The sequence below is a fragment of the Cylindrospermopsis curvispora GIHE-G1 genome, assembly GCF_014489415.1.
In the GTDB taxonomy this organism is placed as follows: Bacteria; Cyanobacteriota; Cyanobacteriia; order Cyanobacteriales; family Nostocaceae; genus Raphidiopsis; species Raphidiopsis curvispora_A.
On sequence record NZ_CP060822.1, the window covers coordinates 1999960 to 2013158 of the forward strand.

Genomic DNA, 13199 nt, shown 5'->3' on the forward strand with positions numbered 1-13199 from the left:
TTCACGGGAAGACTTTACAAACCATGATTTGTCTTCCCATTCTTCTTACTCAGGAGTAGCGGTTTCTGGTTCTTGGTCTCCACCACTCAAGGAACCTTCGGGTACTAGTTCTAGGGATGAGTTGGCAATTAGCCACTCCAGAACTTTCTCTCTTTCTAACTCTATCTCTAATACTAAGTTTAAATTCTTTACATCTATGTCTTCACCAGAGTATTGTTGTAACACCTCGTCGGCTTTTTTCTTAACTTCTTCCTTATCTACTGTGATTGATTCCCGTTTAGCAATTTCTCTTATGGCTAAGTCGCGTTTGAGATCCTCAATTGCAGAGGTTCGTATATTTTCTCGTAATTGAACCACAGTTTCTTTAGTGAACAGTTTTTTCACGTCTAAACCCTGCTGTGCTAGATTGAAAGCAGTTTTTTCTAATCTGTGATCTACCTGTTGTTCAATCATGGTTTCTGGCAAATCAATTTCTACATGCTGCAACAACTCTTGCAACAAAGCCTCCTGCTTATTTTCAGTATTTTTTTCTTCCACTTTCTGTTGAAATTGTTTTTCCAAGGATGCTCTTAATTCTGCTAAGGTTTTAAAATCACTGACATCTTGGGCAAAATTGTCGTCCAATTCCGGCAGTTCTTTTTCCTTAATTTCCTTGAGTGTTACTGTAAATAATGCTGCTTTATTGGACAGGTTCTCATCGGGGTAATTATGGGGAAACTGAGCTGGAATTTCCCTAGTTTCTCCCGGAATCATGCCCACTATACCAGTGACAAATCCAGGAATAAACCGATCCTCATTTAAATCCACTGAAAAATCTTCTCCCTGGGCACCAGGAATTAGTGCGGGTTCCTGTTCTGGGGTTTCCGCAAGTGATCCACTAAAATCCACTAGCACTACATCTCCTAGTTGGGCCGCCCTTCCCTCTACTGGGACTAAGGTCGCTATTTTCTCCCGTTCTTCCTCAATGGCCCGATCCACTTTGCTGGAATCATACTTGACTTCCTCCGCTTTAATTTGCATTCCTGTGTATTGTTTAATGTTTACTTCAGGTTCCACATCCACCGCAGCAGAAAATGTCAAGGTTTCTCCTGGCTTATATTTACCAATAAGATCATCGAAAGATGAAACCAGTTTTGGCTGACCAATGGCTTTTATATTCTCTTGTTTAACTGCTTGTTCAATAGCTTCTGGAATTAATTCCTCTAACACAGATGCTTTAACACGATTTGCGCCAATACGTTGTAATAATATCTGTCGGCTTACTTTGCCTTTACGAAACCCAGGAATGTTTACATTACGCATTAGGTCTTTAATTACCTGCTCGTATTTTTCTCTGGTGGATTCCTGTGTGATTTCTATTTCTAGTCCAATTTGGCTTCTTTCTAGTTTTTCCTGGGTAATTTTCATGCTTGGTCTCTTGTGGTATTTTTATCTTGACAGCTGTAGCAATCTGATTTAACTAACTTGCTAGGGTACAGATGTTGTAATAGTCGCTGATAATCAACAGCAATCGTTAGAAATTATAAATCAGTTTTGTGCAGTTTGGGCAATAGATAGTGTGTGTTGGGAACTCAGCCCCCATTGTCCATTCCCTATTTTATCTAAAAGTTGTTTTGATCCAACCTCATATCCATTCTACTCATGGTTATTTTCTGCTACAATAGGAATGATTAGTTTAAGGAGTGCCATTTGTCTAAATCCTATTCTGTAGCTATTTTGGGTGCTACCGGTGCTGTTGGTACAGAACTACTGGAACTACTAGAAAGTCGTAAATTCCCGGTTGGTAATTTAAAATTATTGGCATCAGAACGCAGTGCTGGTAAGGTTATCCAATTTCAGGGAGAGAATCTGGTAATAGAGTCAGTTAATGACGGATCCTTTGACCAGATTGATATTGTTTTGGCTAGTGCTGGAGGTGGAACCTCCAAAACTTGGGCCCCAAAGGCCGTGGAGAGGGGAGCGGTAGTTATAGATAATTCTAGCACTTTCCGCATGCACCCGGATGTGCCTTTGATTGTCCCAGAGGTGAACCCTCAAGAGGCGGCAAATCATAAAGGCATTATTGCCAATCCTAACTGTACAACAATCCTCATGGCATTGGTTGTTTGGCCATTACATCAGGTCAAACCAGTTAAACGAATTGTAGCTGCCACCTATCAATCAGCCAGTGGTGCTGGAGCCAAAGCCATGGAAGAGGTGAAAATCCAGTCCCAGTATATATTGGAAGGTAAACAACCCGTGGCCCAAGTCCTTCCCTATCCCCTGGCTTTCAATTTATTCCCCCATAACTCTCCTATGACTAGTATGGGATATTGTGAAGAGGAATTAAAAATGGTCAACGAAACCCGGAAAATATTCGGGAATCAAGATATTAGAATTACTGCTACTTGTGTGCGGGTTCCCGTACTGCGGGCCCATTCGGAAGCTATTAATCTGGAGTTTGACACCCCCTTTGCTCCACATACTGCTAGGCAAATCTTAAGTGATTCCCCCGGTGTGCAATTGCTGGAAGACTGGCACAAAAATTATTTCCCCATGCCCATGGAAGCTAGTGGGAAAGATGAGGTTTTGGTGGGTAGAATTAGACAGGATATTTCCCACCCCTGTGGACTGGAACTGTGGCTATGTGGGGATCAGATTCGCAAGGGAGCAGCTTTAAATGCTGTACAAATCGCTGAATTATTAGTCAAACAAAATCTTCTGAGCTAAACTGCGGTATGATCAATTTGTAATCCTCGATTGTCAGTCATCTTTAATAATTTACTGTAAGGAGTGAAAAACGGGTGGGAGATTTTGGCACAGTCATAACGGCAATGATTACGCCGTTTACACCGGAGGGAAACGTTAACTACGATCTGGCAGGAAAATTGGCCTCCCATCTGGTTGATAATGGCACAGATACTGTGTTAGTATGTGGTACAACTGGTGAGTCACCGACCCTCAGCTGGGATGAAGAATACCAGCTGTTTGTTGAGGTCCTACAAGCTGTGTCGGGGAAAGCTCAGGTGATCGCAGGTTGTGGTTCCAATTCCACTACAGAGGCGATCACAGCTACCCAAAAAGCAGCTAAATTGGGTGTACATGGTTCTTTACAAGTGGTACCCTACTACAATAAGCCTCCCCAATCAGGACTATATAACCATTTTCAGGCGATCGCCAAATCCTGTCCAGATATGCCAGTCCTGTTATATAATGTTCCTAGCAGAACAGGTCAAAATTTAATTCCGGAAACAGTGGTGCGATTGGCAGAAATTGATAACATTGTGGGAATTAAAGAAGCTAGCGGTAATTTGGATCAAACCAGCGAAATTTGCCGCTTGACACCACAGGAGTTTAAGATTTACTCTGGAGATGATTCCCTGACTTTACCTCTACTAGCAATTGGGGCCAAGGGAGTGGTTAGCGTGGCTTCCCATTTAGTAGGTAATCAAATTAAGAAAATGATTGAGTCTTTTAGTCTTGGTCAAATTAAAACTGCTACCGAGATTCATCTACAACTCTTTCCCCTGTTTAAGGCTTTGTTTTTAACTGCCAATCCCATTCCCGTTAAACAAGCACTAAAAATAACCGGTTGGGATGTGGGATCCCTGCGTCTACCACTATTAGAAGCTGATATGGAAGTATGTCAGAAATTAAAAACGGTGTTGTGCGAAATGAAATTGATCTGAATCACCATTTTAAAATGTCTTCATTGGTAATTTTATAAGCAGAATGATAAAGATTACCTACAGGTAGCAGTGAACAGGTTTCATTTCTAAGTAACAAGTGTTAAAACTTTAACAAGAATGTGAAAATGTATATAAACAAAGTACCTTGACAAAATACACGGTAGTATCTTTCCCCTAAGGTTTCGTGGTTAACCGTATTGGGGGAGGTGATATGTAAGTGTTTTATTTTATACGATAAATCTAACTTTCAACTGACGGATCACTGACACAATATTATCTAGGAGACAATGGCTAGAAACGAAGTTAATTCTGCCCTCAAAATTATTCCCTTGGGGGGACTGCACGAAATAGGTAAAAACACATGTGTTTTCGAGTACGAGGATGAAATTATCCTCCTGGATGCTGGGCTGGCTTTCCCTACAGGAGCCATGCACGGGGTAAACATAGTATTACCCGACACCACATACCTCAGAGAAAACAAGCACAAGATCCGGGGAATGATTGTCACCCATGGTCACGAAGACCACATTGGTGGCATAGCATTTCACCTGAAACAATTTGATATCCCGGTTATTTATGGTCCCAGACTGGCACTAGCTGTCCTGGAGGGAAAACTGGAAGAAGCAGGAGTGAGCGATCGCACCCAATTAAGAAAAGTAATGCCTCGTGACGTGGTACGTATTGGCAAATCCTTTTTTGTGGAATATATTCGCAACACCCATTCCATAGCGGACAGTTTTACCGTGGCCATTCATACTCCCATAGGCGTGGTAATTCACACAGGGGATTTCAAAATTGACCACACGCCCATAGACGGAGAAACCTTTGATTTACAGCGTCTAGCAGAACATGGAGAAAAGGGAGTATTATGTCTCCTGAGCGACTCAACCAATGCGGAGGTGCCAGGTTTCACCCCTTCAGAGCGTGCGGTTTATCCCAATCTGGATCGAGTATTCTCCCAAGCGAGGGGAAGACTATTTGTCACCACATTTGCTTCCAGCGTTCATAGGATCAACATAGTGTTACAGCTGGCCAAGGAGCATAATCGGGTGGTAACAGTTATAGGGCGTTCAATGTTGAACTTCATTGCCCATGCTCGTAACCTAGGTTATATCAAATGCGAAGATAACCTATTTCAGCCCTTACATACTATTCGTAACTTACCAGATGAAAACGTAGTGATTCTCACCACCGGTTCCCAAGGGGAGACTATGGCCGCCATGACCCGCATTGCTAATAAAGAACACCCCCACATCAAAATTCGAGAGGGGGACACAGTAGTTTTCTCTGCCAACCCTATTCCTGGTAATACCATTGCCGTGGTCAACACCATTGACAAACTAATGATCCAGGGAGCCAAAGTAGTCTACGGTCGAGAAAAGGGAGTACACGTTTCCGGTCATGGTTGTCAAGAAGATCAAAAACTGATGATAGCCTTAACCCGTCCTAAATTTTTTGTGCCTGTCCATGGGGAACACCGGATGTTGGTTAAGCACTCAGAAACCGCCCAGAGTATGGGAATTCCCCCGGAAAATATGGTAATCATCCGCAATGGAGATGTGATAGAACTAACGGAAAACTCCATCCGTATTGCTGCTCAAGTCCCGTCCGGTATCGAGCTGGTAGATACCACCAGTTCAGGGATGGTGAGCGCTAAAGTCCTACACGAAAGACAAACTATGGCAGCAGAAGGACTAGCAACAGTAGCAGCAGCCATTGATTGGAATGGCAAACTGCTGGCTAAACCAGAAATCTACCTCCGAGGTGTAGTCAGTAGCATCGAGCGATCGCTATTATTAAAGTGGGTACAGCAGCGGATTGAGGAAATTCTGAGTGTTCGTTGGTCTGATTTTTGCACCACAGGTAGTAATGATGTAGACTGGGGTGGACTGCAAGACACCCTAGAGAAAGAGTTAGGTCGTTCACTGCGGCGGGAATTACAATGTCAGGCTTCCGTAACATTGTTACTACAAGTTCCCGAACAATTACCCGAAACCACAGTTAAAGCTTCTGATGGTAGAAGAAGAAGGCCCCGTTCTACCGCTGTGGCTTCATAGACAGGAACTGGGAGAGGTGGAAATCAACATGTTGCCACCTTTCCCCAGATATGTTAAGATTCATTACGTTAGTCACCAAACTCATGTAAAGGTTCAGGTGTGAACTAGAATTGGAGAGGTGCCAAGTTATCAAAAACTGTGGGCAACAAACTATTCTTCCGGTAGAAGTAATCGTCAAATTGTATATTCATCAGTCACAAACAACCCTCATCATAAAAGAGGAGTAAACATGAAAGTATTTGAGAATACAACCAAAAAGATTTTTTTGACCAGTTGGGTATCGCCACACCAAATGGACGCAAATCCCGGTAGTGTGGTCAACAAAGAAAAGCATTCCCAGTCTGGATGGGACATACTGCAGCCTGTGCGTAACTGGTTAGATAACATCAAAGTGCAGGATAGAGACTTTGCCCACATACTGTGTAAACTAATTCCCGCCCAGTGTCCTTTTGAGCGAGATGTCAAACTACTAGGAAAAGTCCTGTTTCACATTCCCCCCTTGTGTAAGCTCAATCCCTTTTATGAACAGCTGACCTATCTAAGATTTCGGGCCCTATGTTATTTAGCAGACGAATGTGGTGAAGCCTAGGGATTTCCATCCCCCCGATCCTTTTGTCTACGCCATTTTTGAATGGCATCTTGAGCATCCTCAAAAGCAGAGGTTTGGGGGGGTACTAAACCAGCAGTTTCTATAGCTTGGCTAAGTTCTCCCTGATCGGCATGATTTTTAGCCAGTTGTAAAATTTGGTCGCTCCAGTGATTAATAGCAGCTTGGGCCAGATCAAACTCCGGTTGTCCCGGTGGTATTTTTTTAGCCATTTTAATGGCATCACCATAACTAGATGCTTGGTCTGGTCGAATGAGGGACTTGGCCGTATCCAAGAGAGGAGAAGTTAAATTTTGGGAAAATTCCGAATTGCTGCTGGTATCATGGGGCGTGGAGAATTTATGCAGTCGGAAACTGGCATGATTTTGTAGAATTATCGTTGCCATCACAATCACCCCAATAATAGTACCACCCCCCCACCAAATAAATTGTTGCCAAAGGGGAGCTGATTGTGGAGTGGAAAGTTGAGCATAATCCTTGGCAAAGGGAGGAGTAGGGATAAATCTACCACCACCTCCACGGGACTGTAAAGAGGTGACTACAGATTGATTTTTATTTTCTGCTATTTGATTTTCCGGTAAGGAGGAATTCAAATCAGGAGACTTTTGGGACTGGATCTCCTGAGCTAGGGGTAAAATCTGGGCGAAACTTTCCTGGGGAAAAATTAACTGTTCAGTAGAATTGTAATTCCACGCTTCTTCCAACTCTGAAGCTGGGAACATAGAATTGAGGCACTCAGGAATAGCAATTACAGGATTTTGAATAGGTCGCCAATGATGTTGACATAGCTGTGGAGTGAGATAACTTAAATAAGAGTCTAAATCTTTTAAACTACGACATTGGGCGGAAGATAAAGCTTCTAATAATGCTGCAGTAAAAAAACCATGACCTAATTCACTGCTTTCATGAGAGAATTGTTCTGGACTGCAAGACAGCATAATGGCCATATTTAATTCCCGAGCCAGATCGAGCATTTCCTGACCTACAGGAGCATCTGCTTGGGTTCCAAAAGCACGATTAATATCAAATATCAGTAAGACATTTAACCCAGCAGTCTGGAAACCTTGCATGATTTCCCCAACTGGTATAGCAGTTTCCCATATCCTGTCCGGATTGGCATCCTGGGGCAATAAATAGTCTTTATTGTTATAATTGACACCATAACCACTCAAGAAAAACCAGAGATAATCTCCTGGTTGCCAAAATTTTGTCTCCAGTTCGTGCAATAAATATAATATATTTTCTCGGTTGGGGTGAGAAGACCTTTCTCCTCTTGGTGGGGAAGAATTTGTCATTAACACACAATTCTCCTCTGAGAACCCCAATTCGGTCACTAATAAATCGTTTAATGCTTCTGCATCGTTTTGAGCCCAACCTAAGGGTTGAAACAACTCATACTGATTGATGCCAATAGTAATTGCCCAGTAATTTGCCATCCCGCCCTTAGTCGGTTACTATGTGCTTGAAACAAAATATCATGAAGTATAGTATTAACAAGTTACAATTAGCAGTTATTATAGATCATATTCTTCTTACTTACTAGCCAATTTGGCAGGGAAATTCTTAGATTTCCACTACTTAGCGGTTTTTTTAGAGAAGAGTCGTTGAGAAGCCCACACTTACCTGTAAGGGAGTGTGTGGAGTATGTCACTATTGAAATTAATAGAGCTGTTGGGTTGAGGAACGAAGCTTAACCTACATTGTATTTATAATGTTTTACTAGATTAATGGCAATCGCTCAAAAATTAATGATAAATTCCCCGTTGATGGACTAGAATAGGGAGGTTGTCAAAAATCACCATACTGGTTCTTATGGCCGTTCCTAAGAAGAAAACCTCTAAATCAAAACGAGACAAGCGTCGAGCTACTTGGAGACATAAAGCTGCTGTTGAGGCCAAAAAAGCTCTTTCTCTGGGTAAGTCAATTTTGTCTGGACGTTCTACTTTTGTTTATCCCACCGACGAAGACGAAGAATCCTAGATTAAGTGGGTGGGTGGAATTGGAATCAAATATAAGATGAACGTAGGTTGGGTTGAAGTATGAAACCCAACACCACGGGTTACGCTACCACCCATCCTACAAATAATTGTGCCTCCCTACTTGCTCCAGAAAAAGCACCCTAACCAGTTGGTGAGTGCTTTTTCTGGAGGAGATTGTAAAAACCTACCCTCCAATAATCTTTTTCAAGGTGGACATCTTACTTAAATATGGTGCATAGCGCCAGTTTAAGTCTAAGCGAAAACCATTGTACAAAACACTTTTATAGTGAGAAAAAGTGTCAAATCCTGCTTTACCGTGATAGCTACCCATACCGCTATCACCAACCCCCCCAAATGGTAAAGAAGAAACCGCTACTTGAATAATCGTGTCATTGATACATACGCCACCCGACGAAGTATTAGTCAAAACCTGTTCTTGCAGCTTTTTATTTTCAGAGAATAGATACAGAGCTAAAGGTTTGGGTTTAGAGTTAATGATTTCTATTACTTCTTGAATATCTGTATATTCAATTATGGGTAAAATAGGTCCAAATATTTCCTCTTCCATAATTTTATCAGTTAGGGAAATATTATCTATTAGTGTTGGTGCTATATATAAGCGTTCTGGGTTTATTTTACCTCCCACAATAATTCTACCAGCTTTAAGTAGTTCGGTTAATCTATGGAAATGATGTTTATTGATAATTCGGGCAAAATCTGGACTAACTTCTGGATTATCTCCATAGAATTCTTGAAGAACTTGCTGGAGAGCATTAATTAAATCAGATTTAATTTTCTTATTTACCAATAAATAATCAGGTGCAATACAAGTCTGACCAGCATTAATAAACTTGCCCCAAATAATACGTTTACTGGTGTGTTCTAGATTAATTTCTTTGTCAACAATACAAGGACTTTTGCCACCTAATTCTAGGGTGACTGGTGTAAGATGTTTAGCTGCTGCTGTCATAACTATTTTACCAATACCAGTACCACCTGTGAAGAAAATGTGATCAAATTTTTGTTCTAGTAAATGCTTGCTAGTTTCCACCCCACCTTCTACCACCCTAATGTATTCTGGCGGAAAATATTCGCCGATCAGTTGGGTTAGTAGTTTGGCTGTATGGGGTGCTAGTTCAGAAGGTTTAATAATGGTGCAATTACCTGCAGCGATAGATCCCACCAAGGGGGAAATAACCAACTGCAATGGATAATTCCAGGGGGAAATAATTAAAACCATTCCTAAGGGTTCAGGCAATATTTTAGCCGAATAGTTAAAGAATTCTAGGGGAACTCCAGTCTTTTTAGGTTTAGTCCATTTTTTTATGTGCTTGATGGCATAATCTATTTCTTTAATAGCTCCGATTTCCATGGCATAACTTTCAAATTCTGGTTTTTTTAAATCACCCTTTAGAGCTGCAATAATAGACTCTTTATTATCAGTCACCAGGGTTCTCAATTTTTGTAGTTGTGCCAGGCGAAAATTAACATCTTTAGTTTTACCCGTGGCAAAGAATTCCCTTTGTGTTTGGAGATAGGTGGTTATGGTATTTGGGTCTATACTAGCAATGGAAATCATGTAATCTTCCTCTAGGTTAACAGCTTCTCAACTCAAAATAGTTCAAAATAACTTAAAACAAAAAATATCTTTGTGCCATTGGTAAGATTGTAGCTGGTTCACAAGTTAATAATTCTCCATTTGCTCTCACTTCGTAGGTTTCTGGATCAACTTCAATGCGCGGTAACCAATCATTTAGTTTCATATCCTGTTTAGTAATTGTTCTAGTTTTGCCAGCAGCAACCACTGATTTCTTCAGTCCTAACATTTGGGGAACTTCTCTGACTAAACTTATCTGAGACATGAAAGTTAGTGATGTTGTGTGACGAGCACCAGCAAAATTACCAAACATAGGGCGGCTATGAACAGGTTGAGGTGTGGGAATACTGGCATTGGCATCACCCATTTGGGCCCAAGCAATCATTCCCCCCTTAATTACTATTTCCGGTTTCACACCGAAAAAAGCTGGGTTCCATAAACATAGATCCGCCATTTTTCCCTCTTCCACCGAACCAACATAATCAGCAATCCCATGGGTAATAGCAGGATTAATAGTGTATTTTGCTATATATCTTTGGGCGCGAAAATTATCTGCTTCTTTTCCTGAGGTAGAGAGTTCACCCCGCTGTACTTTCATTTTATGGGCAGTTTGCCAGGTTCTAATAATTACCTCTCCCACCCTTCCCATAGCTTGAGAATCAGAAGAAATCATACTAAAACCACCCAAATCGTGCAGAATATCTTCAGCTGCGATCGTCTCTCTTCTAATACGAGATTCGGCAAATGCTACATCTTCAGAAATGCTAGGGTCTAGATGATGACACACCATTAGCATATCTAAATGTTCATCTAGTGTATTGAGAGTATAAGGACGAGTGGGATTGGTGGATGATGGTAACACATTGGGTTGTCCACACACTTTAATAATATCAGGTGCGTGACCTCCCCCTGCTCCCTCTGTGTGGTAGGTATGAATGGCGCGATGTTTAAATGCTGCAATGGTATCTTCAACAAAACCAGCTTCGTTTAAGGTATCAGTGTGAATAGCTACCTGAATATCATATTCATCGGCAATGGTTAAACAGGTGTCAATTGTTGCGGGTGTAGTGCCCCAGTCCTCATGAAGTTTTAAGCCTATTACTCCAGCTTCTATTTGTTCTATTAGTCCTTGAGGTTGACTGGTATTACCCTTACCAGAAAACCCTAAATTGACAGGGAAAGCATCTGCTGCTTGTAGCATTCGGTAAATATTCCATGGTCCTGGGGTACAAGTTGTGGCATTTGTTCCCGTAGCAGGTCCCGTTCCTCCACCAATCATGGTCGTAATCCCGGAAGCAATAGCTACCTCAATCTGTTGGGGACAGATAAAGTGTATGTGGGTGTCTATTCCACCAGCAGTGAGAATCATACCTTCACCAGCTAGAGCTTCAGTTCCAGGTCCAATAATGATGTCTATGTTGTCTTGAATGTAGGGATTTCCAGCTTTACCAATCTTATAAATTTTCCCATCTTTAATGCCAACGTCTGCTTTAACCACACCCCACCAATCCAAAATTAGGGCGTTAGTAATGACTAAATCTACTGCACCATCCCTATTGGCAATTGGGGATTGTCCCATACCATCCCGAATCACTTTTCCCCCACCAAATTTGACCTCGTCTCCATAGGTAGTGAAGTCCCTCTCTACCTCTATAAATAACTCAGTGTCTGCCAATCTAATTTTGTCTCCTACGGTGGGTCCGTATGTTTCAGCATAAGCCCGGCGATTCATTTTATAAGGCATTATTTCTCCTGTTTATTATTTTGACTGGTTTAATTATTTTTTTGTTTTGTTTATGTGCGTGATCTTATAACTTACCGTTGATTTTACCGTTGAACCCATAGATTTCCCTTCTCCCCACTAGGGGAACTAGGGTAATTTCTTTCTCATCTCCAGGTTCAAATCTGACTGCTGTTCCTGCGGGGATATCTAATCTCATTCCCCGTGCTTTTTCTCTGTCAAATTTCAGGGAGCTATTAACTTCATAAAAGTGAAAGTGTGAACCAATTTGGATAGGTCTATCTCCTGTATTGGCTACTATAAGGTTAATGGTGCTGCGACTAGCGTTTAGTTCTATGTCACCTGGTAAGGTGATAATTTCTCCTGGAATCATGCTGGTTCCTCTATCGAATGGGATTGTGAACGGTTACTAATTTTGTGCCATCGGGAAATGTAGCTTCTACTTGCACTTCATGAATCATTTCCGCTACACCCTCCATTACGTCGTCTTTTGTTAGTAGGGTTGTGCCATAACTCATTAGTTGTGCTACTGTGTGTCCATCCCTTGCTCCCTCAAGAATGGAGGCGGAAATCAGGGCTATGGACTCGGGATAATTTAACTTCAATCCTCGATTTTTTCTTCTTTCAGCTACTAAAGCAGCTGTGAATATTAATAACTTGTCTTTTTCCTGGGGTGTTAGTTGCATTTTTACCTCCTGGTAATTTGCCAGACTCTAGGAATACAATTACCACGGTTTAACAAAGATTGTCGCAAATCCTGCCAAACATTTGTAAACCAATTTCTTACCCAGGATGTAGAACTACCACGATATCTACACAACATTCCCTGTTCTAACCTGGTCACACCAGCATCCCACCCATTAGCAATCCCAGAACGGGACTTTTCTATCCTTTCCTCGGATATGGGTAAACCAACACAGACAAAACTGCCAATTACCGGGTTCCCTTTTAAACTATGAGGGTTGTAAAATGCTTCTACACCACCGGGTATATATTGTCTGTCTATCCATAGTGGTACTTCCCCTTGCCATATTTCTGTATGGGATAGGATTTCCCCTTCCACGAATTTTTCCCCTCTTGCTGTTCTCCCCAATCTACTGATTTCCCACCCTATAAAACTACCCCCTTCTCCTAATTCTATGCGCACGTCTTGTCTATATTTCCCACCATTAAATACTATTGTCTCTTGAGGTAGGTATTCTAAACATGATCCCCTATCTATTTGGATACTTACTGTTTGTTTAGCATACAACCCATTGCTCCGATAGATTTTATTGGCAGCTGCTGTGGTTATTAGTACGTCCGTCTCCGATTGTAAGTGAATTTTTGAACTCAGGCGATCGCCTGCTACCACACCTCCAGCGGTATGCAAAATCACACTGTGACATATTTTTTCACCTTCTGGATAAAAGGGGCGTTGTACTTTTAAGGGTGCTTGATTGTGACTGAACATTAATTGGGTGGAGTTTTGACGTTGAGCATAGACTAACTCGAGTTTTCCATGCCAACTATTTTCCTGATTATCCATAAGTAAGGAAACGCTATAATTG

General features: G+C 41.6%; 12 protein-coding genes. 5 read left to right on the forward strand and 7 right to left on the reverse strand.

The features are described 5' to 3' along the window. Window positions 1-45: 45 nt before the first annotated feature. On the reverse strand, window positions 46-1407 hold the full coding sequence (gene tig, locus IAR63_RS08920) for a trigger factor (protein ID WP_187705008.1): 1362 nt from the start codon (window positions 1405-1407) through the stop codon (window positions 46-48). 282 nt (window positions 1408-1689) lie between these two features. On the opposite strand from tig, the gene IAR63_RS08925 reads away from it, so the two are divergent. The 4 genes from IAR63_RS08925 to IAR63_RS08940 all read left to right on the forward strand — a co-directional run bounded on the left by IAR63_RS08925 (window position 1690) and on the right by IAR63_RS08940 (window position 6314). After that, the gene (locus IAR63_RS08925; RefSeq protein ID WP_187705009.1) at window positions 1690-2709 is read left to right on the forward strand and encodes an aspartate-semialdehyde dehydrogenase; all 1020 of its coding nucleotides are present in this window, start codon (window positions 1690-1692) and stop codon (window positions 2707-2709) included. A 74-nt stretch (window positions 2710-2783) separates the two neighbouring features. Continuing rightward, window positions 2784-3668, forward strand: coding sequence for a 4-hydroxy-tetrahydrodipicolinate synthase (dapA, locus tag IAR63_RS08930; RefSeq protein ID WP_187705010.1), 885 nt, complete (start codon window positions 2784-2786; stop codon window positions 3666-3668). 287 nt (window positions 3669-3955) lie between these two features. Then, window positions 3956-5725, forward strand: a complete 1770-nt coding sequence (locus IAR63_RS08935; RefSeq protein WP_096546319.1) for a ribonuclease J — start codon at window positions 3956-3958, stop codon at window positions 5723-5725. Between the two features lie 229 nt (window positions 5726-5954). Then, window positions 5955-6314 carry a Mo-dependent nitrogenase C-terminal domain-containing protein gene (locus tag IAR63_RS08940; protein WP_187705011.1) on the forward strand — a complete coding sequence of 120 codons (360 nt, stop codon included), beginning with the start codon at window positions 5955-5957 and terminating at the stop codon, window positions 6312-6314. On the opposite strand, the gene IAR63_RS08945 is transcribed toward IAR63_RS08940, so the two are convergent. After that, the gene (locus tag IAR63_RS08945; protein WP_187705012.1) at window positions 6311-7768 is read right to left on the reverse strand and encodes a caspase family protein; all 1458 of its coding nucleotides are present in this window, start codon (window positions 7766-7768) and stop codon (window positions 6311-6313) included. The two genes, IAR63_RS08940 and IAR63_RS08945, sit on opposite strands and share 4 nt — an antisense overlap. Window positions 7769-8144: 376 nt before the next feature. Between IAR63_RS08945 and rpmF the strand changes: the two genes are divergently transcribed. Further along, window positions 8145-8312, forward strand: coding sequence for a 50S ribosomal protein L32 (gene rpmF, locus IAR63_RS08950; protein WP_040008035.1), 168 nt, complete (start codon window positions 8145-8147; stop codon window positions 8310-8312). A gap of 183 nt (window positions 8313-8495) precedes the next feature. Here rpmF and IAR63_RS08955 read toward each other — a convergent pair whose 3' ends face one another. The 5 genes from IAR63_RS08955 to IAR63_RS08975 all read right to left on the reverse strand — a co-directional run bounded on the left by IAR63_RS08955 (window position 8496) and on the right by IAR63_RS08975 (window position 13177). Then, complete coding sequence (locus IAR63_RS08955) at window positions 8496-9890, reverse strand: aldehyde dehydrogenase family protein (protein ID WP_187705013.1); 1395 nt, start codon at window positions 9888-9890, stop codon at window positions 8496-8498. A gap of 52 nt (window positions 9891-9942) precedes the next feature. Beyond that, window positions 9943-11652 carry an urease subunit alpha gene (gene ureC, locus IAR63_RS08960; RefSeq protein WP_187705014.1) on the reverse strand — a complete coding sequence of 570 codons (1710 nt, stop codon included), beginning with the start codon at window positions 11650-11652 and terminating at the stop codon, window positions 9943-9945. A gap of 64 nt (window positions 11653-11716) precedes the next feature. Next, the gene (locus IAR63_RS08965; protein WP_009344256.1) at window positions 11717-12022 is read right to left on the reverse strand and encodes an urease subunit beta; all 306 of its coding nucleotides are present in this window, start codon (window positions 12020-12022) and stop codon (window positions 11717-11719) included. 10 nt (window positions 12023-12032) lie between these two features. Further along, window positions 12033-12335, reverse strand: coding sequence for an urease subunit gamma (ureA, locus tag IAR63_RS08970; RefSeq protein ID WP_096546330.1), 303 nt, complete (start codon window positions 12333-12335; stop codon window positions 12033-12035). A gap of 2 nt (window positions 12336-12337) precedes the next feature. Next, window positions 12338-13177 (reverse strand): urease accessory protein UreD, encoded by an 840-nt coding sequence (locus IAR63_RS08975; protein WP_187705015.1) that lies wholly within the window; start codon window positions 13175-13177, stop codon window positions 12338-12340. Between the last annotated feature and the right edge of the window lie 22 nt (window positions 13178-13199).